18 protein-coding genes are annotated in these 24,828 nt (G+C 64.6%); 10 read left to right on the top strand and 8 right to left on the bottom strand.

Translation table 11 applies throughout. The features are described 5' to 3' along the window. Positions 1-29 precede the first annotated feature (29 nt). A complete protein-coding gene (locus AC5FRW_RS13860; RefSeq protein ID WP_493569051.1) occupies positions 30-1,988 on the bottom strand; it encodes a S8 family serine peptidase in 1,959 nt (652 codons plus the stop codon). A gap of 347 nt (positions 1,989-2,335) precedes the next feature. Beyond that, positions 2,336-3,313, bottom strand: coding sequence for a phosphoadenosine phosphosulfate reductase family protein (locus AC5FRW_RS13855; RefSeq protein ID WP_493569050.1), 978 nt, complete (start codon positions 3,311-3,313; stop codon positions 2,336-2,338). A gap of 129 nt (positions 3,314-3,442) precedes the next feature. Between AC5FRW_RS13855 and AC5FRW_RS13850 the strand changes: the two genes are divergently transcribed. After that, positions 3,443-4,021, top strand: coding sequence for a stage II sporulation protein M (locus AC5FRW_RS13850; protein WP_493569049.1), 579 nt, complete (start codon positions 3,443-3,445; stop codon positions 4,019-4,021). Between the two features lie 85 nt (positions 4,022-4,106). Continuing rightward, complete coding sequence (locus tag AC5FRW_RS13845; protein ID WP_493569048.1) at positions 4,107-4,616, top strand: universal stress protein; 510 nt, start codon at positions 4,107-4,109, stop codon at positions 4,614-4,616. Positions 4,617-4,649: 33 nt separating this feature from the next. Here the strand turns inward: AC5FRW_RS13845 and AC5FRW_RS13840 are convergent, their stop codons facing one another. The 3 genes from AC5FRW_RS13840 to AC5FRW_RS13830 form a co-directional block, all read right to left on the bottom strand. Continuing rightward, positions 4,650-5,831, bottom strand: a complete 1,182-nt coding sequence (locus tag AC5FRW_RS13840) for a thiolase family protein (protein WP_493569047.1) — start codon at positions 5,829-5,831, stop codon at positions 4,650-4,652. A gap of 123 nt (positions 5,832-5,954) precedes the next feature. Next, positions 5,955-6,554 (bottom strand): DUF7110 family protein, encoded by a 600-nt coding sequence (locus AC5FRW_RS13835; RefSeq protein ID WP_493569046.1) that lies wholly within the window; start codon positions 6,552-6,554, stop codon positions 5,955-5,957. A gap of 205 nt (positions 6,555-6,759) precedes the next feature. Then, positions 6,760-7,098 (bottom strand): 2Fe-2S iron-sulfur cluster-binding protein, encoded by a 339-nt coding sequence (locus tag AC5FRW_RS13830; protein ID WP_493569045.1) that lies wholly within the window; start codon positions 7,096-7,098, stop codon positions 6,760-6,762. Positions 7,099-7,228: 130 nt separating this feature from the next. On the opposite strand from AC5FRW_RS13830, the gene AC5FRW_RS13825 reads away from it, so the two are divergent. From AC5FRW_RS13825 to AC5FRW_RS13815, 3 genes are all read left to right on the top strand, one after another. After that, complete coding sequence (locus tag AC5FRW_RS13825) at positions 7,229-8,632, top strand: DUF7407 domain-containing protein (RefSeq protein WP_493569044.1); 1,404 nt, start codon at positions 7,229-7,231, stop codon at positions 8,630-8,632. 134 nt (positions 8,633-8,766) lie between these two features. After that, the gene (locus AC5FRW_RS13820; RefSeq protein WP_493569043.1) at positions 8,767-10,140 is read left to right on the top strand and encodes a geranylgeranyl reductase family protein; all 1,374 of its coding nucleotides are present in this window, start codon (positions 8,767-8,769) and stop codon (positions 10,138-10,140) included. Between the two features lie 139 nt (positions 10,141-10,279). Beyond that, positions 10,280-10,771, top strand: a complete 492-nt coding sequence (locus AC5FRW_RS13815; RefSeq protein ID WP_493569042.1) for a hypothetical protein — start codon at positions 10,280-10,282, stop codon at positions 10,769-10,771. Here AC5FRW_RS13815 and AC5FRW_RS13810 read toward each other — a convergent pair. Together AC5FRW_RS13810 and AC5FRW_RS13805 are read right to left on the bottom strand one after the other, a co-directional pair. Beyond that, on the bottom strand, positions 10,768-12,039 hold the full coding sequence (locus tag AC5FRW_RS13810) for an amidohydrolase (RefSeq protein ID WP_493569041.1): 1,272 nt from the start codon (positions 12,037-12,039) through the stop codon (positions 10,768-10,770). The two genes, AC5FRW_RS13815 and AC5FRW_RS13810, sit on opposite strands and share 4 nt — an antisense overlap. 67 nt (positions 12,040-12,106) lie before the next feature. After that, positions 12,107-14,023, bottom strand: a complete 1,917-nt coding sequence (locus tag AC5FRW_RS13805; RefSeq protein ID WP_493569040.1) for a beta-CASP ribonuclease aCPSF1 — start codon at positions 14,021-14,023, stop codon at positions 12,107-12,109. Between the two features lie 245 nt (positions 14,024-14,268). Here AC5FRW_RS13805 and AC5FRW_RS13800 point away from each other — a divergent pair, with 245 nt between their 5' ends. The 3 genes from AC5FRW_RS13800 to proS all read left to right on the top strand — a co-directional run bounded on the left by AC5FRW_RS13800 (position 14,269) and on the right by proS (position 17,280). Next, entirely contained in the window at positions 14,269-14,904 is a 636-nt protein-coding gene (locus tag AC5FRW_RS13800) for a DUF7984 family protein (protein WP_493569039.1), read from the top strand. A gap of 44 nt (positions 14,905-14,948) precedes the next feature. Further along, complete coding sequence (locus AC5FRW_RS13795) at positions 14,949-15,674, top strand: hypothetical protein (RefSeq protein ID WP_493569038.1); 726 nt, start codon at positions 14,949-14,951, stop codon at positions 15,672-15,674. A 151-nt stretch (positions 15,675-15,825) separates the two neighbouring features. After that, on the top strand, positions 15,826-17,280 hold the full coding sequence (gene proS, locus AC5FRW_RS13790) for a proline--tRNA ligase (protein WP_493569037.1): 1,455 nt from the start codon (positions 15,826-15,828) through the stop codon (positions 17,278-17,280). A 504-nt stretch (positions 17,281-17,784) separates the two neighbouring features. On the opposite strand, the gene AC5FRW_RS13785 is transcribed toward proS, so the two are convergent. Beyond that, on the bottom strand, positions 17,785-18,693 hold the full coding sequence (locus tag AC5FRW_RS13785; protein WP_493569036.1) for a glycosyltransferase family 2 protein: 909 nt from the start codon (positions 18,691-18,693) through the stop codon (positions 17,785-17,787). Between the two features lie 210 nt (positions 18,694-18,903). Here AC5FRW_RS13785 and AC5FRW_RS13780 point away from each other — a divergent pair, with 210 nt between their 5' ends. Further along, positions 18,904-22,995 carry a right-handed parallel beta-helix repeat-containing protein gene (locus AC5FRW_RS13780; protein WP_493569035.1) on the top strand — a complete coding sequence of 1,364 codons (4,092 nt, stop codon included), beginning with the start codon at positions 18,904-18,906 and terminating at the stop codon, positions 22,993-22,995. A gap of 523 nt (positions 22,996-23,518) precedes the next feature. Then, the gene (locus AC5FRW_RS13775; RefSeq protein ID WP_493569206.1) at positions 23,519-24,775 is read left to right on the top strand and encodes a Glu/Leu/Phe/Val family dehydrogenase; all 1,257 of its coding nucleotides are present in this window, start codon (positions 23,519-23,521) and stop codon (positions 24,773-24,775) included. Positions 24,776-24,828: the final 53 nt, after the last annotated feature.

The raw sequence follows: 24,828 nt of genomic DNA, 5'->3' as shown, positions 1-24,828 counted from the left end.
CAGCGTCGTCGTGACTGCCCGGCGCTCGATCAGTTCACCTGATCCCAGGGACCGTACTCGCCGCCGGTGCCCGGTTCGTCACCTCTGGTCCACCAGTTGGCTTCCCAGACCGCGCCATCGTAGATGACGCGGTCGCCACCGGAGTACGCGACCGACGAATCCCACTGCGGATAGTCGCCGCCCGGGGTGTCGGTCGGCGTATCGGTCGGTGTGTCGGTCGGCGTGTCAGTGGGCGTATCCGTCGGCGTATCCGTCGGTGTATCGGTCGGCGTGTCAGTGGGCGTATCCGTCGGTGTATCGGTCGGCGTGTCAGTGGGCGTGTCGCCATCGACCTTATCCCACGGCCCGTACTCGCCGCCGGTGCCCGGTTCGTCACCGCGCGTCCACCAGTTTGCCTCCCAGACGGCACCGTCGTAGGTGACACGGTCGCCGCCAGTGTAGGCGACTGACGAGTCCCACTCGGGGTACTGACTGCCGCCGCCCGTGTCGTCCTCGGTCGTCGCGGTGACCGTCGCCGCGGACGACTCGTTGCCGGCCGCGTCGACCGCACGGACACCGAATTCGTAGCTCGTGCCCGCCGAGAGTCCCGTCACGGATGCACTCGTCGTCCCAGCGGCGACGGTGGTCTCGTCGCTGCCGTCGACTGTCACGACGTAGCTGTCGAGTCCGGAGCCACCCGTGTCGCTGGCGGCGTTCCACGAGAGGTCGACGCTCGTCTCCGTGATCGACGACGCGGTGAGGTTGGTCGGTGTCGTCGGTGCGGTGGTGTCTTCCCCGCCACCACTGTCGTCGCCGACGGCGTCGAGGAGCGCCTTCGCATCGACCTGCCCCGCTGCCTGGCGGGAGTCGGACACGCCCGACAGCGGCACGGCGGTCTCGCGAAGCAGGTCGCCCAGCTCCGTCGGTGTCAGGTCCGGGTCTTTGTCCAGCGCGAGCGCTGCGACGCCGGTGACCATCGGTGATGCCATCGACGTGCCTGACAGCGTCCCGTAGCTATCGTCGACCGTCGTCGACAGGATGTCCCCACCCGGCGCAACGAGGTCCAGTGCCGGCCCGGAGTTAGAGAATCCTTCGACGGTTCCCGATTCGCTCGTCGCCCCCACGGCGATCACGTTTTCGTCCGCGGCAGGATACGAGATCGAGCCGGTTTTGCCGTCGTTGCCCGAGGCCGCGATGACGAGTGTGCCGTTGTCGGTCGCGTACTCGATCGCCCGAGCGATCGTTTCGCTCCGGCTCGGAACCGACCACGAGCAGTTGATCACGTCGGCACCGAGATCGCTCGCCGCCACGATGTTGTCTTCGGAGTTGCGGAAGTTATACCCCAGCAGGCGACTGTTGCTGACGCCCGCGATTCCGGTCCCGTTCCCGGTCGTCCCGGCCGAGATGCCCGCGACGTGGGTCCCGTGGTCCGCTCCGCTCGGATCGAGTGTATCTTTCGGTCCGCCGACATCGTCGCCGATCCGGTCGGCGAGGTCGACGTGGTCGTAGTCGAGTCCGTTGTCGACGATCGCGACCGTCGTATCGAGCGATCCCAGCGTCTGCTCCCAGGCCGCTGGCGCGTTGATGGCGCCGATCCCCCACTGGCTGTCGGCCTGTGGGTCGTTCGGATCGACGTCCGCCGGTTCGCTCTCGACGATTTCGAGTTCCGGTTCGGGTGGTTCTTCGGAGTACTCGATGGACGATGGCTTGCTGAGTAGCTTCTCGGCACCGCCATCTGCGGAGGCGACCTCCGGTGTCTCTGGCACTTCGACGCGAGCGTAATCGATCTTCTCGTTGAAGTGCGTGATCGTCGCCCCGTCGGGAATATCCGGGTCGGCGGCGATTTCGGACTTGGCGTCATCCAGCGTCGCACCCGCTTTGAGCCCGATGAGAATCGTTCTCGTCTCTTGATTGTCCCCCGAGCCCTGACCGGCCATGCCGGCCAGTGCTGTGGCTGCGCCGATGCGCTTCAGTATCGATCGCCGATCGTAACTAGTGTGTTCTGACATTATCGAACAGCCTCGATCACCGTGACATCGATACCCGCATGAGACGGCCCCCCGATCCCACGGTTCGATACTGTAATGAATTAAGAGCTATTTTTCTTTTGTGATTTAAATCAATCGTTGAGATAAGCCTATTAGATTGCTAAGGAATGGGGCTGAAAAGCGCTGAAAGGCTACGTGCGGAATCTGTCAGACGAACTTCTAATCGTTGTTCTGGCTCGCCAAAGTGGCGACGAACGGATCTGCTACAGTGGAGCGACCGACGATGGTCGTCGCCCGACCAGACCGGCGTTCGAACGGGAGAGATGGTCCGAAAACGGGACGGACTCTCGGGGGAAATGCAGCGGATTTTACATATAGCCGAGGTCGCGCAGGCGCTCCATCAGGTCCTCTTTGTCCTGGGCGCGGCCCGCGCGCTCGGTCGTGTTCGCCATGTCCTGCAGCCATGCTGGCTCTTCGGCGGATTTGTCGGTCGAGACTTCACTGCCCAGCGAACGGAACCCAGCGAAGTACTTGGGTGAGACCGGCACGTCCTCCTTCTCGACGCCCTCGGGGAGGTCGTCCTGACCCTGCGGGACGTAGCCTTCGTCCGGGAACTCCTCGACGGTGTCCGGGACGACGAAGTTCCAGAAGGCCTCCCACACGTCGGCCTCGGCGAACTGGAGGATCGTCTGGATCCGGTCGTGGGGCGGGTAGATGTCGGGGTCGTGGCGCGCCGAGAAGAACGTCTCGTCGGCGCGGGACTCCTGCTCGTCCCAGCGGATGCCCGACAGGATACCGTCCACGTCGTGTTCTTCGATGGTGTCGTTGAGCGCCACCGTCTTCAGGAGGTGGTTGCCGACGTAGGTGTCCAGCAGGAACGGGAAGGTGTCTTCCTCGTATTCGAGGATCTCGCGGACGTGGTGCTGATTGTGTTCCGAGAGGTCCTCGATCGGGATGTCGTCACCGGGGGTGAGACCGTTCTCGTCGACGTACTCGCCCACGTCGGTGTTGCGCGCCCAGATGACTTCGAGGTCCCACTCGTCGGCCCAGTGCTCGACGAAGTCGATGAGTTCGTCGAAGTGCTGGTAGTGGTCGATGAAGACGACCGGTGGGACTTCCAGATCGAAGCGGTCGGCGACTTCCTTGACGAAGTACAGCGTGAGCGTCGAGTCCTTGCCGCCGGTCCACATGACGACCGGGTTCTCGTACTGTTCGAGACCCGTCTTGGTGACCTCGATGGCCTTCTCGATCTTGTGGTTGATCGACGGGTAGTCCTCTGGCGACTCGCCCTCGCCGTCGCTGTAGTCGACGTCGAGGTAGTCCGGGAAACTCGCTTGTTCGCTCATCGGTAATGAGATATAATTAGAAATGCCGTAAGTACTTTTTGGAGCGGCGACACGTGTGTGGGTCACCCACATACCGTTCCGCCGCTGTCGTCCCCGAGGGTTAAGCTACCGCGGGATCATCTTTTTGGCATGCGAGGACAGTACGCCCGAACGGTCGCAGCGCGGTGGGTGCGTGGGTACGTCCCCGCGGCGGCCGCCCTCTTTGCAGTGAGTATCGTCGCCGGCTTCTTACTGGGCACACAGGTCCCAGCCTCGTTCTTGCGGGGCGAGGCCGGCGGGGCGCAGTTCTTCCCGAACGAGATCACGTTCGTCACGATCCTCGTCAACAACCTGATCGCGATCACTGTCGCGTTGCTCGGTGCGGTCTCGATCGGTCTGTTCTCGGGGTTCGTCCTCGTGCTCAACGGCGTCGTCGTCGGTGCCGTAATCCAGATCGCGATGCGCGAACTGTCGGCCCTGACCGTTTTCATGTTGATCGCACCCCACGGGATCATCGAGATTCCCGCTATCTTGCTGGTCGCCGCGATCGGCTTTCGCTTCGGTCACCGGACCTATCGGTACGTTCGGGGTCGCAGCGACGAACTGGTCTCGGGCCGTGATATCAAGGAGGCCGCCTTTCTCTACGGTGTCGCCGTCGTCATGATCGTGGTCGCAGCGTGGATCGAAGCCGAGGTGACGCTGGCACTGACCGAGCGAGTCGCCGGGTAGCGACGCCATAATTCGGCTCCCGCACTGTCTCGAACGGACCTGTCGCTTAATGGTAGACGAAACTGAATGATAGGGCGTGGTGAATATGTACGACACGATTCTGTTCCCGACCGACGGGAGTGACGGTGCCGCAGTCGCGATGGAACACGCCCGCAACATCGCCGAGACCTACGGGGCGACGCTGCACGTCCTCCACGTCGTCGACACCAGACGACCCCACACCGGGATGATCAGCGAACGTCACGACGAGATCGAACCCGGCGTCGTCGCCGAACCTCACGAGACCCAGACCTCGGCGATGAGTATCGAAACGTTCGATCCCGACGTGTTCGAGGAACACGCACGGGAACTCGTCGACTCGGTCGCGTCGGCACTCGACGGTGGCGATGTCGTCACCGCCGTTCGCTACGGCGCGCCACACCGAGAGATCATGGAGTACGTCGCGGACAACGGGATCGACCTCGTCGTGCTGGGCACGCACGGTCGGACTGGCCTCGACCGATTCATGCTCGGGAGCGTCACCGAACGGGTCGTCCGAACCTCGAACGTGCCGGTCCTGACCGTCCGCATGGACGAGCACGCGTCGTCCGAGTAACCGATCCGACGTATCCCTTCGAAGTGCGCGGACCTACACTCGTTCGACGAGGGTTGCGATCCCCTGCCCGAAGCCGATACACATCGTACAGAGCCCGTACTGGCCGTCACAGGCATCGAGCTGATAGGGCAACTTTCCGAGCAGTGCCGCACCGGTCGCACCGAGCGGGTGGCCGTGAGCGATCGCACCACCCCAGACGTTCGTGCGCTCCCAGTCGGCCCCGGTCTCGTCGAGCCACGCCCCGATCACGGCCGCGAACGCTTCGTTGACCTCGAAGCGGTCGATGTCGTCGACCGTCAGGCCGTTGTCGGCGAGTAGCGTCCGGGTCGCCGGAATCGGACCGGTGAGCATCGTCGTCGGATCGACACCGACGACGTGGGCGTCGACGATTCGGGCCAGCGGGTCCCAGCCGTGTTCGTCGCAGGCTTTGGCGCTGGCGACCAGCGTCGCCGCCGCACCGTCGACGATGCCCGAGGCGTTGCCCGCGTGGTGGACGCCGTCGCCGTCCTCGCGGAACACTAGCGGCAACTCGGCGAGCGTGTCCAGATCAGTCTCTGGTCGCGGGTGTTCGTCCTCCGTGACGACGACGGATTCGCCGTCCAGCGTGGTCTCGACGGGGACGACCTGTTCGTCGTGGTGGCCCGCTCTGGCGGCCGCTTGCCAGCGCCGCTGTGAATCGACGGCGATCCGATCGACCTCGGTTCTGGATAGCTCCCACTGCTGGGCGATTCGCTCGGCACCCTCGCCCTGCGTCGTGAGTTCCTCGACGTGCTCGAAGTAGGTCTCGGTGACGCTCTCGGGATCGGCGTAGCTGTTGCGCTCGGATGGACTGTCGCTCCCCATCGGCACCCGTGTCATGTGTTCGACGCCGCCCGCACACAGTACGTCGTGGGTGCCCGCTTTGATCTGATCGGCTGCGAACGTGACTGCTTGCTGGCCCGAGCCACACATTCGATTCAACTGGACGCCCGGAACACTGTCACCCCAGCCGGCGACCAGCGGCGCGAGCCGAGCGATGTTCATCCCCTGCTCGCCGGTCGGGACGACACAACCGTACAGCACGTCCTCGACCGTCTCGCCACCGTCGAACTCGTTTCGGTCGGCCAGCGCCCCGAGCGGTGCCGCCGCGAGGTCCTGTGGGTGCGTGTCACGGAAGGACCCCTCGTGCTTCCCGAATGGCGTCCGCACCGCGTCGACGATGTACGCCTCTCGCATACTCCAGTTTCGGTGTGGGGCGTGGTATCAGTTTGGGGTCGAGACGAGACTTCCCAGTGCCGGCCCGAAGTCGTCACTACTGGAGCTGTGTAACTGGAGGGACAGCGAGCGGGAGCAGCCGGATTAGCTGATGAAGTCGTTGTTGCGCCAGTCGACGCTGTCTTCGCCCTCGTCGTCGCGGGGTTCTTCGGCGACGTTGATCGTCGCGGGCCGTTCCTCGCCGTCGACGATGCGGACGGCTTCGAGTTCCTCGTCGACGCAGACGATCGCAGTAAGCGTGCCCTTCTCGGCGTTTTTGGCGACCTCACAGAGGACTTGGAACATCGGATACTGCAACGCCGTGTTCTGGAGGACGGTCTCTAGATCGCCCTTGAAGCAGGCGTATTCGACGAGTTCGGAGGGAATCTCCTCTTCTTCCTCTTCGAACGCACCCCACTGGGGACTGCCACCGCCACCACTCGGGCCGGGACCGGGACCGTTGACTTCGTCGGGGTCTTCTTCGTAGACGCGATTCTCCGTCACGCTGGCTTTGAGCTGTGCCGTCGGCGTGTACTTGCTGATCGTGTCGTCGGCCGAGACGGCGCTGATGATCAGCGTGTTGTTTCGTCGCGTGATCTCTACGTCGGTGATTTCCGGCGGAAGATCGGTTTCGTCGAAAAAGTCGTATGTGTCTTCGAGTGGCAGTTCGAGCGTCGAATGAAGTCTGTATACGCGGCTGGTCATGATTGTGGAAGTGTGGCAGTCTTCGACGGCTGTCCCCTGGCGCGGGTCTGCAACTGTTCGATTACCCATAGGAGCCACTCGCTTATATGATCTGTCCTTCGTCGAAGCGCGTGTCAACGCCTCTGATACGCGTAGAAAGGCTGCCTTGTAGAGCGATACGAGCGCTTACTGCTTGTTTCTGCGCCGGTGTCTCGAATTAATATCGTCAATCGTCCGCGGCAGCCGGATCCTCACCGCTTTCCGAACCGATTTCGGGCTGTTCGATACTCGGTGGGTACTTGCCGCGGTCGAGCTTCAGATCCGACGCTGGACGGGCCATACACGTCAGTGCGTAGCGTTCGCGCTCTGTCTCGGTCAGGCCGCGCGCGGCGGGCTGGACGACCTCGCCCTCGACGATCTCGGCGGAACAGGCCAGACACATCCCGACGCGACAGGAGTACTCCTGTGCGATCCCCGCTTCGAGACACCGGCTCAGGATCGTCTCTTTGTCGGAGACCGTGATCTTCTCGCCGGTCCCCACGAACTCGACGGTGTACTCGGTCATACCCGGCGTTCGAAACCACTCGGCAAAACTCTTGTTATCGGTCGAATCGGGTCTCCGTCGCCGCGATGTAAACACTGCTTATCGGGCTTTCGCTGGACATAACAAACCACGTGTCGCGATTCGCGGGCCTATGGGAAAGCTCGCCGTACTCTGGCTCGTGGCACTGCTTACGCTGTCCGGGGTCGCCGCTGCGAGTGGCTCCAGCATCGACGGACAGGCACCGCTCGTCGAGACCGCCGCCAACGACCGGACGGCCCCCGAGGACGGCGACGATGACGACCAGTGGCCGTGGGAAGACGATGAAGACGACAGCGACGACGACCAGTGGCCGTGGGACGACGATGAAGACGACACGGAAGACGAGGACCGAGAGGACGACGAAAGCGAAGACGACGAGAGCAGCGATGGTGAAGAAGACGATTCGTGGCCCTGGGAAGACGACGAGGAGGATGACGACGACTGGTTCTGGGACGACGAGGACGAGGATGGCGACGAACAGGACGAGACCGAAGACGGCGATGACGAGGATGGCGACGAGTCGGAGACAGCGACTGCATCCGCGACCCCGACCGAGACTGTGACGACGAAGACAGCGACAGCAACCGAGACACGTACAGCGACGGCGACCGCAACACAGACAGCGACGGATACACCGACAGCAACGGCGACGGCCACTGCAACGCCGACACCCACGGCGACGGCCACTGCAACGCCGACACCCACGGCAACGGCCACTGCAACGCCGACACCCACGGCAACGTCGATGCCGACTGCGACGCAGACAGAACGGGACGCACCGTCGGACGCAGACTCGGACCCTGATCCACCGTCGGACTCCGATTTGGTCTCCGACCCGTCGTCTGATCCCAATCCCGTGACACCGACCGAAACAGCCACGGCGACCCCCACCTCCACAGCCATGCCTGCTCGGACAGCCACCGCCACGCCCACGCGGACAGCCACTGCCGCGCCGACATCGACGGAAACTGCCACGGCGACAGCGGGCGTTGCGGAGACAGAGACGACGACTCGAACCGAACGTGTGACATCGACAGCGATGACACTCGAAGCGATGGGAGCCAGCGAGGGCGCGACCGACGGCGACAGCGCCATCGAGATCACCGACATCGAATCGCCGTGGGACTGGCTCCGGCAGGGCCTGAACGCCACGGTCCGTGTGACGGTCTCCAACAACGGGTCCGAACCGGCCACACGGACGCTGACAGCGACGCTGGACGGCGAGCCAGTCGCCACTGAGACGGTGCGTCTCGCCCCCGGTGAGCGTGCAGCGGTCTCGCTGGAGTTCGAGGCCGAGAGCGGGATCGTCGCGGTCGAGGGTATTCGGGCGGGACGACTCCGTACCGGTGGCAGCGCTCCACCACCCACGGGCGAGACCACTCAGACGGGTACGCCTTCCTCGTCCGGCGAGTCCGGGTTCCTGCGTGTTCTCACGAACATCCTCTCGCTCGCCGCACTCGCACTCGCGGGGACGCTCACGCTCGGCGGCGTGCTACTGGGTGCCCGACGACGGTAGATTGGGGAGTTCGAAACGATAGGGCGGTGTGGGGGCCGACATTCGATGGTGGACCGTCCAGAGACCACGACGAACCGACAGATTCCTCGTCGTCGGAATAAAGAGTTTTCTCCCTCGGGAGTACAGTCCCGTCCATGACTACCCACGAGTACGACGTGGCCGTCGTCGGTGCGGGCACGTCGGGCTGTTACGCCGCGGCGACGCTGGCCCACGAAGGATACGACGTGGTCATCGCCGAGCGCAAGGACGCCGAGGAGGCGGGCCACATCGCCTGCGGGGACGCGCTGAAGGGGGCTTCGAACTTCCCGTCGGCCATCCCGAAGTCCCAGATCGAGGGCGCGTTCACGAACACCGGCGTCGACCACGGCCGCTTCGAGATTCCCGAAGAGGACACCGTACTGGAGATTCCGGTGCCGGGCGAACTGGCCGTCATCGACCGCTGGGAGTACGGGCGACTCCTGATCGAGGGCGCGGACGAGGCGGGCGTCGAGTTCCACTACGACACCGTCGTCCAGGACGTACAGCAGGACGACAGCGGTCGCGTCACCGGTCTCGAAGCGATCCGGCAGGGCGACCACGTCGAGTACGCGGCCGACCTCGTCATCGACGCCGCGGGCGCGCTGTCGATCATCCAAGAGAAGGCCGACCTCGGCGATTCGACCTTCGACACGAACGTCACCTACTCGCAGTTTTGCTCTGCGTACCGCGAGATCGTCGAGACCGAAGAGCCGGTGCCGTGGGACGACGCGCTGGTGTTCAAGCCGGCCAAGCGCGCGGCGGGGTACGTCTGGTACTTCCCGCGCACGGACACGGAGATCAACGTCGGGCTTGGCTTCCAGATGACCGAGGAGCCGATGGAACTGGTCGACGATCTCAAACGCGACCTGCAGGGTCGCCCGGAGTTCGAGAACGCCGAGGTACAGGACAAACTCGGGGCAGCGCTCCCGACCCGCCGCCCCTACGACTCGGCGGTCGCGCCGGGCTTCATGGCGGTCGGTGACGCGGCCGGCCACGTCAATCCGACGACCGGCGGCGGCATCGCCGGGGCGGCCTACGCCGGCCAGTACGCCGGCGAGCAAGCCATCGAAGCGATGGAAGCCGGTCGCGTCGATGAGGAGGCCGCGCTCTGGGAGTACAACGAGCGTGTGATGGATCACTTCGGCGCACGCTACGCTGCGCTCGACGTGTACAACATCTTCACGACCGCGTACGACGTGGACGATCTGATGGGGCTGCTCGCCGCCCTGCCCGCGACGAGCATCGCCGACGCACTGTACTCGGGATCGGCAGACATCGGTCTCGGGCTGAAACTCAAGACAGCGATCAAGAGCTTCGGCCACTGGAGCACCATCTACGATCTCTACCAGACCAAGCAACTCGCGGACAAACTCCTCGATCACTACGAGTCTTATCCGTCCAGTCCGAGCGAGTTCGACCGCTGGCAGGCCGAGCGCGACGATCTGATGGACGAAATCTACGCCGTCACCGGTGCAGATCCGAAGTACTGACGCGACCACCCGACTTCTTTTCTCCCGACAAAATGCTTAAGACAGTGCCACGATACTGTATACCAAACCCACACGGGCCAGACGACTCGGCGGCTGGAACTGGGGGGTTCCGGGCCGTCGGCCGAGGGGTGTGCCGACCATGCAACAGGATCAGTTCCGACACAGCGACGGGGGGTTCACGCCGCCGTTCAGTGTCGTCTCTCTCCTCGCGATCACCGTGTTACTCGCGACGACGGCCACCGTGTTTCTGACCGGATTGAGTGGCGCGACAGATAGTGGTGTGCCCACGGTCGCGTTCGAGTTCGAGTACGACCAGTCGGAGACAACAGCCCAACTCAGAATCGGCCACGCGAGTGGTGACTCGGTCGATGCGCGTGCGCTCGTCGTGACGATCACCGGTGCCGACTATCGGCGTGCGACTGGCGATCCGAACGGCCGGTATCCCATCGCCCGGTTCGGCGCGCTCGCGGCCGACAGCCAGTTCACGCCAGACACTGCCGTCACCGTCACCGGTGGGGCGCTGGACGGGAATGGCACGGACCTCGATCTCTCCGGGGCGACCGTCGAGGTCACGTGGACCGGGTCGGATGGCGACCGGTTGGCGCGACTCACCACCTGGTCGAAAGTTTAGGATCGCTGTTTTGCGATTCGCTGGATCGTCGCCGACAGCCAGTCGACACCGATCGCCAGCGATGGCTCGTCTACGTCGAACGTCGCCGTGTGGTGGCCGCCGGGATGGTCGGTGCCGACACAGACGTAGGCTGCTTTCCCGCCGGTCTCCTGGACGCGGCTCATGAGCACGGTCGCGTCCTCGCTGCCACCGAGCGGGGCCGTCCGCAGGCGCGAGGCGACGCCGGGGACCGTCTCCGCGGCCTCGTAGCCCAGATCGACGAGTTCGTCGTCGTTCTCGGCACTGGGTGCTTGGCCGGTGCGTTCGATCGACCACTCGCAGTCGTGCATCTCGGCGGCGTGTTCGACCACCTCGTCGGCGCGCTCGCGCATGTACGTCATCAGTTCGGTCGTCTCACCACGGACCTCGCCCTCGATGCTCGCGTGCTCGGGGATGATGTTCGAGGCCGTGCCACCCTCGACGACACCGGCGTTGATCCGCGTCGGCCCGCCCTCGTTGCGCGGGATGGCATAGAGGTTCTGGACGGCCGCGGCCATCGCCTGCACGGCGTTGCGTCCCTGTGCCGGGTGCCCGCCGGCGTGGGCCGGCTCACCGGTAAAGTCGGCGTGGAACTGGCTCACTGCGAGAAAGTCCGTGACACCGGCGACGACCTCACCCGTCGGGTGGTCGAGACCGATGTGGACCGCGAGCAGGGCATCCACGTCGTCGAGGTGGTCGTTCCTGATCGCCTTCGCACCGCCGACGACCTCCTCGGCTGGCTGAAAGAACACCTTCAGCGTCCCCGCGAAGTCGCTCTCGGCGATGGCCTCGAAGACGCCGACGCCGATGGCGGCGTGTGCGTCGTGGCCGCAGGCGTGCATCGCACCGGTCTCGGACCGGAAGCCCTCGGCGACCGGTTCGTGGGACGGGTCGGTCGACTCTTCGCGGGGCAGGCCGTCGATGTCGACGCGGAGTCCGACCGTCGGTCCCTCGCCTCGGTCGAGGACGGCCAGCAGCCCCGTCTCCCCGTCACCGAGGTGATCGACGGTCTCGGGGTCGGCCCCGGCATCGAGTGCGCGCTCGCGCCACTCGGCCAGCGTCGCCGCGTCGGGGACCTGCATGCGTTCCTCGGCGTTCAGGAACTCGGGGCCGACGACCAGTTTGTCAGCGGTCGCTTCGAGTTCGTCGACGAGACTGGCGGTGGTGTAGAACTCCCGCCACGCGGGTTCGGGATGGCGATGCAGATCGCGTCGTAGCGTTCGCAGTCGCTCGTACTGGGAATCGTCCATACCACAGGTGGACGGGCCAGCGGCTTAACTGGTGGGCCAGGACACTCGAAGCCGAAAACGGTCGTCGCTACACGAACCGGAACGTTTCGAGGTTCTTCGGGGCGAAGGTACGGAGATTGTAGTCGTGATACAGCTCCGAGGACAGGTCCTGTGTGGCCGATTCGTCGCCGTGGACACACAGCACCTTCTCGGGCCGGGGATTCATCGTGCGCACGAAGTTCTCCAGTCCCTGCCGGTCTGCGTGGCCGGAGAAGCCGTCGACGGTTTCGACGGTCATGTTCATCTCGACCGTGCTCGACCCGCCGTCGCCGCCGACCGGGATCTCGTCCCAGCCGTTCTGGATGCGCCGGCCGAGGGTCTCCTTTGCCTGATAGTCGACGAACGTCATCGTCGAGTCGGCGTCTTCACCGAGGTGTTCGAGCCAGGACATGATCGGTCCGCCCGTGACCATGCCGGCAGGCGAGAGGACGATCGCGGAGTCGCCGGCCGCGATCTCCCGGCGCTCGTCATCGCCGCCGTCGATCTGGTTGAACTGATCGGCGAGGAACGGGTTCTCGTCGTCGTCGAAGATCCGATCTTGGAGTCCGTCCCGGAGATATTCGGGATAGGTCGTGTGGATCGCCGTCGCTTCCCAGATCATGCCGTCGAGGTGGATCGGCATCGTCGGAATCGCCCCCTCGCCCATTGCCTCTTCGAGGACGAGCATGAGTTCCTGTGCGCGACCGGCGGCGACGGTCGGGATCAGGACTTTCCCGTCGCGGTCGTCGGTGTCGGTGATGATCTCTTTGAGCTTTCGCTCGGAGTCGTCCTGATCTGTCTGGTAGTCGTTGCGGCCACCGTAGGTCGATTCGAGGACGAGCGTCTCGACGCGGGGGAACTCGTTGGTCGCGCCGTCGAACAGGCGTGTGTCGTCGTACTGGATGTCGCCGGAGAAGGCGACGTTGTACAGCCCGTCACCGATGTGGAAGTGCGTGACCGCCGAGCCGAGGACGTGGCCGGCGTTGTGCAACGTCAGCTTCACGTCCGGCGCGATGTCGGTCACGTCCCCGTATTCGAGCGTGATGGTGTGTTTGAGCGCCTCGCGAACCTGTTCCGAGTCGTACGGCGGTGAGCGCCCGTCCGAGGCGGCCACGTCGATGTAATCGAGAGTGAGCAAGCCAAACAGGTCCCGCGTCGGCTCCGTACAGTAGATCGGGCCATCGTAGCCGTACTCGAACAACAGCGGGACGAGCGCCGAGTGATCGAGGTGGGCATGGGTGAGCACGACCGCATCGATGGCGTTCGCGCCGGCCCCGAACGCTTCGGGGACTTCGAGGTATGGCGTCCCGTCGTCGGCCCCCGGCTTGTCGCCACAGTCGATCAGGATGCGCGTATCCGGCGTCGAGAGGATGAAGGCGTTGCGCCCGACCTCTCGACAGCCCCCGAGTGACGTGATCCGAACGTACTCGTCGTTGGACATCGGTTCGCGGTGGATCTGGCGGCCGACGCGTTCCAGTACGTCCCGACGGTCGTCGCGTTCCTGCTGGAGGAAGTTTCGAACGTTCGCGACCGTCGAGGATTCGATCGGCGGCGTGCGTACCACGTCGGCCGTCCAGCCGACGCGCTGGGTGATCTCCCGGAGCGTCTCACCGTTGCGTCCGATGACGACGCCGGGTTTCTGGGCCTGAATGACGACTTCGCCCGTATCGGCGTGGAAGTTCATGTCGGTGACGCCCGCTTCCTCGGGGACGACCGATCTGATCTCCTCTTTGGCCTGTGAGGGGCGTGTCAGCACGTCCGGGTCGGGCCGGACGGTGATTCGCTTGCGGAGCCTGCTCGCCAGCCGGCGCACGAGATCGCCGTTGCGGGCGAACTTCTTGGGATGGCGCGTGTAGATGACGAGCTCCGGCCCCTCGTAGGTGACCTCGGAGATGGTGATGTCGCGAGGGACCTCTTCGTCGATCGTTTCTCGCACCGTCTCGAGTTGCTTGTCTACCGTACTCATAGCTCAGAAGAGTGGCGTCCCTGTCGTTGCCAGCTACCGGCGGGACGAACGCTGTGTAGTAACATAGTTGACGTAATCGGCTACGGTCGAGTACTCCAGGCTGCAAACGGTGCCCGGAAAACCGGTTCTAGATGAGCGTATCCCCCTCAGGTAATAAAAGCCTTCGCAAAAATCGACCCCGGACACCCACGAATCGGTGGGTCGGCCGGCGACAGAACGTAGTGGCTGGCCGCCGACGAAATCGTATGTACGTGACCCCCGAGACGGTCGAACGGGAGCGCGACTGGGTCCGCGAGCGGGCCGACGTGATCGTCCCACTGATAAACGAGACGCGCGAGCGCCTCGGGTCGGAGTTCGACGTGACTGTCGGGGCCGTCGACGAGCCGGTCTACCGCGACGCGGTCGACGAGGTCTTCGCCGACGGCGACCGGGCGGTCAATATCGCCGCCCTGACCGGCCTGTTGCGTGATCTCGATGTCGAAGGCGACTATCCGGGGTTCGTCGTCGACGAACTCCTCGGGCGCGAACTGGCGGCGACGATCGCAGGCGACCAGCCACTCCGCTTGCTCGCCGAAGCCACCTTCCACTACGCCGATGTAGCGACAGACGACACGCCTGATCGCTCGGCCGGCACTGCCGGCGCGGGACAGGACGACCCGACCGGCGGCAATGCCGGCGCGGGACAGGACGACCCGACCGGCGGCAATGCCGGCGCGGGACAGGACGACCCGACCGGCGGCAATGCCGGCGCGGGACAGGACGACCTCGACGCAGCGCTCGCTGCGGGGTTCCAGACGCGGCTTCCCGGCTGGCCGTGGCGTGAGTCGCCCAGTCCGTTCGCGGTCGACCCGGACGAGGGCTTGCCGTCCGGTGACTTTTGACAGTCGACCATACGCTTTTCAAACCCGCCTTCGTGGTGGCGATCATGGACACGATCGGGGTCATCTGCCCGCCGGACGACGCCGTCTTCGGCCGGGCGGCCGAGCGCCTCGCTGCCCGGGGGTTCGAAGTGGAGTTTCTGCCGCCGAGCGAACCGATCAGCCGTGCCCAGATCGACCGGCTGGACGCCCTCGCGAACCGTGTCGCGCGTCGACAGTCGTTTGCGGCGCTGTCCTACGCCGATCGAAACGGCGTCGAGACGTGGAACGGGTTCGTCCCGACGACGACCCTGTCCTGTCGCCTCGTGGCGTTCAACGCCCTCGAACGGATCGGCTGTCGCGTCCCCGAGGTCCGCTTCGACGACCCCGGTGACGGCTTCGTCGGCACGACTCGCTACCGCTGGGACGGCCCACCGGCCATCGGCGGCGCGGTCGATTTCTACCAGCAGGTGGTCGGCGACGATTCGATTCGTCACCGCTACTACGCTCTCGACGACGGGATCGAGACCCATCTGCAGGCGCTGACTGTGCGGACGGAACTCTCGGGTCAGGACGGGCTTCTCGACGAGACGGAGGTCCGTGTCCAGCTCGCGACGCGCATCCGTGAACTGCTGGACCGTTTCGACGCCCGCGCCATCGCCGTCGACTTCGTCGCGGACGACCACGGCGAGTTCTACGCCGTCGACGTGACTCCCGTCCCGTCGTTCGACGGTGCCGGGATGGTTCGCCATCTCACCGACTCGCTGGCGTCGCTGACGACGATCGGTGCCTGACGAGTCAAACGGAGCGTCGGTGCCGCGACCGTGTGAGGGGGACGGTCGGCCGCGGGACCGACACGACGACGTGGTCCCCTCATCTGGGATAAATGCTCGGCGCGACTGACGAAACACAGCGGGTTTGTACCCCCCGTGTCAGAGTGTTCGTATGAGCGAGCAGCAGGAACTCGGGATCACGGAGAGCAAGGAACACAGTCCCGGCGAGTGGTACGCCGAGGTCGTCCAGAAGGCTGGACTGGCCGACTACGCGCCGATGGGTGGGTTCATCGTCACGCGCCCGCGTGGGTACGCCATCTGGGAGCAGATCCAGTCCCACCTCGACGGGTGGTTCAAGGACACCGGCGTCCAGAACGCCTACTTCCCGCTGTTCATCCCCGAGAGCTACCTCGAACGGGAGAAAGACATCGTCGAAGGGTTCGATCCCGAGGTCGCGTGGGTGACCCACGGCGGCAACGAGGAACTCGAAGAGCGACTGGCCGTCCGGCCCACGAGCGAGTCGATCATCGCGCCGTTCCTCGCCCAGTGGACCCGCTCGCACCGTGACCTCCCGCTGCGGATCAATCAGTGGTGTTCGGTCGTCCGGTGGGAGGCCACCGAGACCAAGCCGTTCTTCCGCACCAAGGAGTTCCTCTGGCAGGAGGGCCACACTGCCCACCACGACGAGGAGGACGCGTGGGACGAGACGATGACCCGCCTCGAACAGTACGAGAAACTGTACGAGGACGTGCTGGCGATGCCGCCGCTGAAAGGTCGCAAGCCCGCCCACGACAAGTTCCCCGGCGCACATACGACGACGACGGTCGAGACGCTGATGCCCGACGGCAAGACGGTGCAGGCCGCGACATCCCACTATCTGGGCACCTCCTTCGCAGAGGCGTTCGACATCACCTACGTCGACGAGGACGAGGAAGAGGCGACCGCCCACACCACTTCGTGGGGTCTCTCGTGGCGTGCGATGGGGGCGCTCATCATGACCCACTCCGACGATCAGGGTCTCGTCCTCCCGCCGACGCTCGCACCCAAGCAAGTCGTCGTCGTCCCAATCTGGCAGGAGGACAACGTCGACGAAGTTCAGGAGTACGCCGCCGACGTGGCCGCCGAACTCGACGAGGCCGGCGTCCGCGTCCACCTCGACGACCGCGACCACCGCAATCCCGGCTTCAAGTACAACGACTGGGAACTCAAGGGCGTCCCGCTGCGCATCGAGATCGGTCCCAACGAGGTCGACGACGGGGAGATCACCCTCTCGCATCGTCCCGACGGCGAGTCGATCACCGAGTCCCGAGCGGACCTCGAAGCGACGGTACGGGACCACCTCGACGAGGTCTTCGCCAAACTGTACGCCGACGCCGAGGAGACGCTCGAAGGCGAGATTCGCGAAGCCACGTCGCGGGAGGAAATCCTCGGGACCATCGGCCAGCACGGCGGCTACGTCAAGTGTGGCTGGTGTGGCGACGAGGACTGCGAGGAGCCGATCAAGGAGGCCATCGCCGCCGAGATCGTGATGGTCCCCCTCGACCGCGACGAGGAACCGATCCACGACGAATGCGCGATCTGTGGTGAAGACGCCGAGGAGACGGCGTACTTCGCGAAGTCGTACTGAGTGTACCGCGCCGGAGGCGCGGTTTCGCCGGTGCCGAACGGAGTGAGGCACCGGATCGTTTTCGCCGACGTTTTGCGAGGAGTGGTTCCCGAGCCACGTGAGGGAACCCGACGAAGGAAAAGGTCGGTGTACGGCGTACTTCGCGAAGTCGTACTGAGTGTCCCGTGCCGGAGGCGCGGTTTCGCCGGTGCCGAACGGAGTGAGGCACCGGATCGTTTTCGCCGACGTTTTGCGAGGAGTGGTTCCCGAGCCACGTGAGGGAACCCGACGAAGGAAACGGTCGGTGTACGGCGTACTTCGCGAAGTCGTACTGAGTGTCCCGTGCCGGAGGCGCGGTTTCGCCGGTGCCGAACGGAGTGAGGCACCGGATCGTTTTCGCCGACGTTTTGCGAGGAGTGGTTCCCGAGCCACGTGAGGGAACCCGACGAAGGAAACGGTCGGTGTACGGCGTACTTCGCGAAGTCGTACTGAGTGTCCCGCGCCGGAGGCGCAGCCTTTCACTCGTCAGTCGACGATTTCGATCTCGAACTTGCGTCGCCAGCGGTAGCGCCGCCCGCCCCAGACGAAGGTTCGTCGCGCGTAGGCGTAGGCAAGCAGCGGGACGAGCAGGAGCGTCGCCGGGAAGGCGAGCAGGAACGTCCAGCGGGTGCGACCGAACGAGGCGTAGATCGCGCCGTAGCAGGCGGTCGTGCAGACGATCATCGCGAGCGGGAAGCGCACGCAGAGTGCCGTTCCGAGCGTGGCCCCGACGGCGTTGGCGATGGCGGTCCCCGGCGCGTGAAAGCGGACGAGTTTCTGGAAGCGGACGAACCGTTCGAGCGAGTCCCTGATCGACCCGCCGGACGTGACCGTCCGCGCTCGACGCAGCGTCGTCACGTCGAGGTGCTCGCCGAGGATGCCGTCGTCGCTGATCGATCGACGCAAGTCGGCGCGGAAGGCGTCCTCGTCGAGGTCCGAGCGGTCGAAGATCACGGCTCCGCCCCAGGCGATGTCGCCGGCCCACGTCCCGAGCGTCCCGCCAAAGGCGTAGACCGGTTCGAGCAGGACTGCGAGCGGGTCCTTTCGGACGAAAAAGGGGACTTCCGAAGCAGGACCGTGTTTCTCGTAGTCCGCTCGGAGGGTATCGAGCCACCCCGCTGGGTGGTGGAAGTCGTCGTCCGTCCAGACGATCCGTTCGTTGCTCGCCTGCTCCATGCCTGCGTCGATGGCGTTGGCCTTGCCCGAGCACCCTGTGGGTTCACCGGCGACGACGACTTCGACGCCGGCCACACGTTCGCCCGCGTCGGCGACTGGGTCGTCCGCGCCGTCGCAGATGACCAGCAATTCGTCCGCCGGTCGTAGCTGGGCGGCTACTTCGCCACAGGCAGCCGTCCACTCCGTCGTCGGGAGCAACACCGTCGTCGGCTGTGTCATACGACTCCCTCTCCGTGGCCGAACTTACGTTTGTTGACATCTGGAGTCGAATTTGGGAGGGGTGGGGGTGAAATAGTGGTCGCGTATCTACGAACCAACCGTTCAGATGAGCGTATTCTTCACTGTCTTTCGCGAAAATATATATGCCGTGAGTTCCTGTGCCATCATAGCTGAGACGGGGTGGCGGGCGGTCGATTTGGGATGGCAACAATGGGGAACGGGAACACATCTGGACGCTGGCGGACACTCGTCCTCGTCGTACTGATCGTCGCATCGGTGGCGACGACGGGGAGCGCGACGACGAGCCTCGATTCGTGCAGAGAGATCACGAGCAGCGGGACCTACGAACTGTCTGGGTCGCTGTCGGCCCAGTCGAGCGATACGTGTCTCGACATCAGGGCGAGCGATGTCGTGATCGACGGGAACGGGTACACGATCGACGGCGTGGACAGGACCGCCGGGAGCGTCGGGATCGGGGTCAGCAACGACGATGCGAACGTCGAGATCAAGAACGTCGTCGTGACTGGCTGGGACTACGGCATCCAGATGGATCACCTCGATGGCGGGACGATCCGTGGCGTCACCGTCCAGAACAACACTGTCGGGATCGACCTGCTACGGAGCGACGACGTGACGACCGAATCGAGCACGGTCCGCTCGAACCGTCAGTTCGGGGTCTCGATCCGGTTCGGAACGGCAAACAGCGTCGTTCGCGACAGCACCCTCGCCGGGAACGGCTGGGACCTCCACGCCGCCGGTGGGTCGGGCAACGACATCGAGTCGGTCGTGATCGGTGCCTCGACCGCACCGCAGACGACTCTCTCCGGGACGGAACTGACGAGCGTTCGCCTCCGAAGTGTCGATACGATACCGACACCGCCAGCGGACCGAGAGCAGATCGGCCGCGCCGTCGAGATCCAGCGGACCGCCAGTGGGGCGTCGCTCTCGGCGACAGTCAACTACGAAACAGCCGACGCGGATGGTGTGAACGAGAGTTCGCTCTCGATGTGGGGATACGGGAGCGAGTGGACTGAGGAGGGAGGCACCGTCGATACTGAGGCGAACACGGTCTCGGTGACCCTCGATTCGTCGTCGTTCCGGGAACGGACGATGCCGTTTGGGCCACTTGGGACGGCGCCAGACACAGAGCAAAACGCGTTCACGACACAGGACACGACCGCGACAGCGACCGAGAACAGCACTGCAACGGCGACCGAAACCGCGACAGCGACCGAAACCGAAACCGAGAACAGCACTGCAACGGCGACCGAAACCGCGACCGCAACCGAGAACAGTACTGCAACGGCGACCGAAACCGCGACGGAGAACAGTACCGCAACGGCAACCGAGACCGCGACCGCAACCGAGAACAGTACTGCAACGGCGACCGAAACCGCGACCGCAACCGAGAACAGTACCGCAACGGCGACCGAGACCGCAACCGAGAACAGTACTGCAACGGCGACCGAGACCGCAACCGAGAACAGTACTGCAACGGCGACCGAAACTGCGAATACGACTGCGACGGCGACAGCAACAGTCACCCGGACCGCTACAGAGACGGCAAGCAACGATACTGACGGCGACGGTATTCCAGACGAGCGCGAGCGGGGCAGCGACACGGACGGGGACGGAACGCCGGATTATCGTGACACAGACAGTGATGACGACGGTATCGGGGACGCTACCGAAGGGACCGGTGACCCGGATGGCGACGGCGTGCCGAACTACAGAGATCAGGATAGCGACGGTGACGGACTGCCCGATGCCCGTGAGGGAACAGCGGACACGGACGGGGACGGAACGCCGAACTATCTCGACAGCGACAGCGACGGTGACGGGATACGCGACGACGTCGAAGGGGGTGGTGACGCCGACGGCGACGGGGTTCCGAACTATCGTGACACAGACAGTGACGGCAACGGGATTCCCGATGCAGACGAAGGGACGGACGACATCGACGGCGACGGGGTTCCGAACTATCTCGACCCGGACAACGACGGCGACGGCGTCGACGACGAGACGGAGATCGAGCTGGGCACCAACCCATTCCGGGCTGACACGGATCGGGACGGGATCGACGACGGCACTGAGACCAACGGCGGCCGCGAGATCGACACGGACGGCGACGGGCAAATCGATGCGGTCGACGGCGACAGCGACGGGGACGGCATCCCGGACGAGCGCGAGGGGCTTGGAGACGCCGACGACGACGGGACGCCGAACTACCGGGACACCGACAGCGACGGCAACGGCATCCCGGATGCGGACGAAGGGACGGACGACATCGACGACGACGGGACGCCGAACTATCTCGACACGGACAACGACGGCGACGGCGTCGACGACGAGACGGAAGTCAGGCTGGGAATCAGCCCCTTCCGGGCCGACACGGACCGGGACGGGATCGACGACGGCACCGAGACCAACGGCGGCCGCGAGATCGATACGGACGGCGATGGGAATCTGGACGCAGCCGACGGCGACAGCGACGGGGACGGCGTCCCGGACAAACGCGAGGGGACAGACGATCCCGACGGCGACGGGGTGCCGAACTATCGAGACACGGACAGTAACGGCGACGGGATCACCGACAGTGTGGGCGACGACGCCGACGGTGACGGCATTCCCGACGATGAGGAGGGCGACGGAGACGCCGACGGCGACGGGACGCCCAACTACCGTGACACCGACAGTGACGGCAACGGCATCCCGGACGAGCGCGAGGGGACGGACGACATCGACGGCGACGGGGTTCCGAACTATCTCGACCCGGACAACGACGGCGACGGCGTCGACGACGAGACGGAGATCGAGCTGGGCACCAGTCCCTTCCGGGCCGACACGGACCGGGACGGGATCGACGACGGCATCGAGACCAACGGCGGCAGCGAGATCGACACGGACGGCGACGGCGATCTCGATGCGGTCGACGGCGACAGCGACGGGGACGGCATCCCGGACGAGCGCGAGGGGACGGACGATATCGACGACGACGGGACGCCGAACTTCCGGGACACCGACAGTGACGGCAACACCATTCCGGACGAGCGCGAGGGGACGGACGACATCGACGGCGACGGGGTGCCGAACTATCTCGACCCGGACAACGACGGTGATGGTGTCCCGGATGGCCGTGAGATCAGTCTGGGAACGAACCCGAACCGTGCAGACACGGATCGGGACGGGATCGACGACGGTATCGAAACCAACGGCGGCCGCGAGATCGACACAGACGGCGACGGACAAATCGACGCAGCCGACCGTGACAGCGACGGCGACGGCATCCCGGACGAGCGCGAAGGGACGGCAGATCGCGACGGCGACGGGGTACCGAACTATCGCGATACGGACAGCGACGGCGACGGAGTTCCCGACCGGGAGGAACAACTGAGTGATACGAACGGAAACGGAACGCCCGACTACCTCGACGCGTCGGTCGGAGAGCGGACGACCACGAGCCAGTCAGTGGGGACGAGTCCAGACACTGCGACGACGACGGATCGAGGGACGGATCGCTCGGTCGACGAATCGACGGGCGGAGAGGGGACGGCCACGGAACCGTCGACGACAGCAACGGCGGTTCCAACTGCATCGAACCGAACGACGACCCCGACCGCCTCGAACCGAACGACCACCGCAGACGGCGAGCGTGACAGTTCCGACAGGGCGCCGGTTCTCGCGGCGTTCTCGCTGCTCGGGATCGCAACTGCTGGCATCGCGGTGCACCGATACACCGACAGTGACGCCATCGCCGCTGTCGGCAACCGAGTGTCGGAACCGCTCGCGGCACTCGGCGCGTCACTGCCCGATGACGAGCCGGCACGCGACGACGAACTGGACGAAGGAGACGAATCGACCGAGCGTGCCACTGGTGATGCCGTCCGCGGCATCAGAGACATGACGAACTGTACCGATTGTGGCGGGATCGTCGGGACGAACGAACAGTTCTGCTCGCACTGCGGGACGATGCTGGACGGGGAGAGTGGGGACTCCGACGGAGTGCCCACAGAACTCTCCCTCACGGTCGAGGGCCGAACGATCACGATCGAAGACGGGACGACCGTCGACGAGCAACTCCGACAGCTACTCCGGGACAGTTCCAGACACGACCAGATCAAGTGGATCGACGATAGCCATCTCGTGTTCCAGCGCGGGGAGGACGGCTTCGAACTGACGACGCGCGGTGACAATCTCACCAGACGCAACGGTGAGCGACTGCGACCCGGCGAATCGGTGCCGGTCGAACCCGGCGACGAGATCGAGGTCTCGGGGTTCCTTCGATTGACTGTCGAACAGTGATCGCTGCCGCCGACCACCGCTCGAACGACAACTGACCGATTCGCTCGTCGCGTGCTTTCTTGACGAAACGGACTGTCACCAGCAGCGTGGTCGACTACGGCGACACAGCGGCCGCTACAGCAGCCACTGAAACTCACTGCGCACCCGAGTGCACGACTGCCGTGTGATCGGTGTGTCCGTCGCTTCAGTTGTTACTACAGTCGTCGGTGCGACGAAACGAGGATGGGGTTGAGGGAGCGTGTGACATTCTCCGGTGCCCCCGTGAGCCACTCGTGGATGATCCGGTATAAATGGCCGTCAGACTATCGTGTGACAAACGACAGACTGCGCCCCACTATCGGCAATTTCTTCTGGTTTAAGAACACGACACTTCGTCAAATAGTCATATATACACATATAATGTCACTGTGTATCACACCTATCAAATTAAGTAATTATACGATATTACCTATTTCTTTTGTATGTGGTGATCTATCGAAAAGGATCTTCCGTCTAATTTATAAGGGTGGTGTACAGACGCACAATTATGGCAGAAGTCAACCCATTCGAGAGCTTCCAAGAACAGGTAGACGACGCCGCAGCGTACCTCGACATCGACGAGGGAATGCTGGATCGACTGAAGAATCCAGAGCGAATCCTCGAAACGAACCTCTCCGTCGAGATGGACGACGGGTCGATCGAGGTCTTCCGCGCGTACCGCTCGCAGTTCAACGGTGACCGCGGCCCGTACAAGGGCGGCATCCGCTATCACCCGAACGTCTCCCGCGAGGAAGTCAAAGCCCTCTCTGGCTGGATGGCCTACAAGACTGCCACGGTCGACATCCCGCTGGGCGGCGGCAAGGGCGGCATCATCATCGACCCCAGTGAGTACTCCGAGAGCGAACTCGAACGCGTCACGCGTGCGTTCGCAAAGGAACTCACACCGCTGATCGGCGAAGACAAGGACGTGCCTGCACCGGACGTCAACACCGGCCAGCGCGAGATGAACTGGATCAAAGACACCTACGAGACCATCGAGGAGACGACCGAACCGGGCGTCATCACCGGGAAAGACCTCGCCAGCGGCGGCAGCGAAGGCCGTGTCGAGGCGACGGGTCGCTCGACGGTCATCGCCGCTCGCGAGGCCTTCGAGTACCTCGGCGGGGACATCTCGGACGCGACGGTCGCCATCCAGGGCTACGGGAACGCCGGCTGGATCACCGCGAAGCTGGTCGAGGAGCTTGGTGCGACGGTCGTCGCCGTCTCCGACTCCAGTGGCGGTATCTACAACGAGGACGGCTTCGACGCCGTCGCTGCGAAGGATCACAAACGTGAGACCGGCAGCGTCGTCGGCTTCCACGGCGCAGACGAGGAGATCACCAACGACGAACTCCTCCAGCTCGACGTGGACCTGCTCGTCCCGGCCGCACTGGAGAACGCCATCGACGCCGACATCGCCGAGGGCGTCCAGGCGGACGTGATCTCCGAGGCCGCCAACGGTCCGATCACACCCGAGGGCGACGCCGTCCTCGAAGACAAGGACGTGCTCATCGTCCCCGACATCCTCGCCAACGCCGGCGGCGTCACCGTCTCGTACTTCGAATGGGTCCAGAACCGCCAGCGCTTCTACTGGGACGAGGAGACGGTCAACGAACGCCTCGAAGACATCATCGTCGAGCAGTTCGACACGCTCGTCGACGCCTACGAGGAACACGACCTGCCGAGCATGCGCGTCGCGGCCTACGTCGTCGCCATCGAGCGCGTGCTGACGGCCGCCGAGCAGTCCGGCACCTGGCCCTAAGCTCTCGTGGCGATCCGGGCGCCACCCGGAAGACGATCTGTGGCCCCTTCAGT

It is taken from the genome of Halomicrobium sp. HArcht3-1, from assembly GCF_058933345.1.
This window is presented reverse-complemented; position numbering and strand designations above follow the sequence as displayed.

Bases quoted from the DNA above. Each gene is read 5' to 3' on its own strand.
- proS (WP_493569037.1), top strand. From the start codon at position 15,826: ATGAGCGAGCAGCAGGAACTCGGGATCACGGAGAGCAAGGAACACAGT.
- AC5FRW_RS13855 (WP_493569050.1), bottom strand. From the start codon at position 3,313: ATGAGCGAACAAGCGAGTTTCCCGGACTACCTCGACGTCGACTACAGC.
- AC5FRW_RS13800 (WP_493569039.1), top strand. From the start codon at position 14,269: ATGTACGTGACCCCCGAGACGGTCGAACGGGAGCGCGACTGGGTCCGC.
- AC5FRW_RS13850 (WP_493569049.1), top strand. From the start codon at position 3,443: ATGCGAGGACAGTACGCCCGAACGGTCGCAGCGCGGTGGGTGCGTGGG.
- AC5FRW_RS13830 (WP_493569045.1), bottom strand. From the start codon at position 7,098: ATGACCGAGTACACCGTCGAGTTCGTGGGGACCGGCGAGAAGATCACG.
- AC5FRW_RS13835 (WP_493569046.1), bottom strand. From the start codon at position 6,554: ATGACCAGCCGCGTATACAGACTTCATTCGACGCTCGAACTGCCACTC.
- AC5FRW_RS13805 (WP_493569040.1), bottom strand. From the start codon at position 14,023: ATGAGTACGGTAGACAAGCAACTCGAGACGGTGCGAGAAACGATCGAC.
- AC5FRW_RS13840 (WP_493569047.1), bottom strand. From the start codon at position 5,831: ATGCGAGAGGCGTACATCGTCGACGCGGTGCGGACGCCATTCGGGAAG.
- AC5FRW_RS13845 (WP_493569048.1), top strand. From the start codon at position 4,107: ATGTACGACACGATTCTGTTCCCGACCGACGGGAGTGACGGTGCCGCA.
- AC5FRW_RS13825 (WP_493569044.1), top strand. From the start codon at position 7,229: ATGGGAAAGCTCGCCGTACTCTGGCTCGTGGCACTGCTTACGCTGTCC.
- AC5FRW_RS13820 (WP_493569043.1), top strand. From the start codon at position 8,767: ATGACTACCCACGAGTACGACGTGGCCGTCGTCGGTGCGGGCACGTCG.
- AC5FRW_RS13860 (WP_493569051.1), bottom strand. From the start codon at position 1,988: ATGTCAGAACACACTAGTTACGATCGGCGATCGATACTGAAGCGCATC.
- AC5FRW_RS13780 (WP_493569035.1), top strand. From the start codon at position 18,904: ATGGGGAACGGGAACACATCTGGACGCTGGCGGACACTCGTCCTCGTC.
- AC5FRW_RS13810 (WP_493569041.1), bottom strand. From the start codon at position 12,039: ATGGACGATTCCCAGTACGAGCGACTGCGAACGCTACGACGCGATCTG.
- AC5FRW_RS13815 (WP_493569042.1), top strand. From the start codon at position 10,280: ATGCAACAGGATCAGTTCCGACACAGCGACGGGGGGTTCACGCCGCCG.
- AC5FRW_RS13785 (WP_493569036.1), bottom strand. From the start codon at position 18,693: ATGACACAGCCGACGACGGTGTTGCTCCCGACGACGGAGTGGACGGCT.
- AC5FRW_RS13795 (WP_493569038.1), top strand. From the start codon at position 14,949: ATGGACACGATCGGGGTCATCTGCCCGCCGGACGACGCCGTCTTCGGC.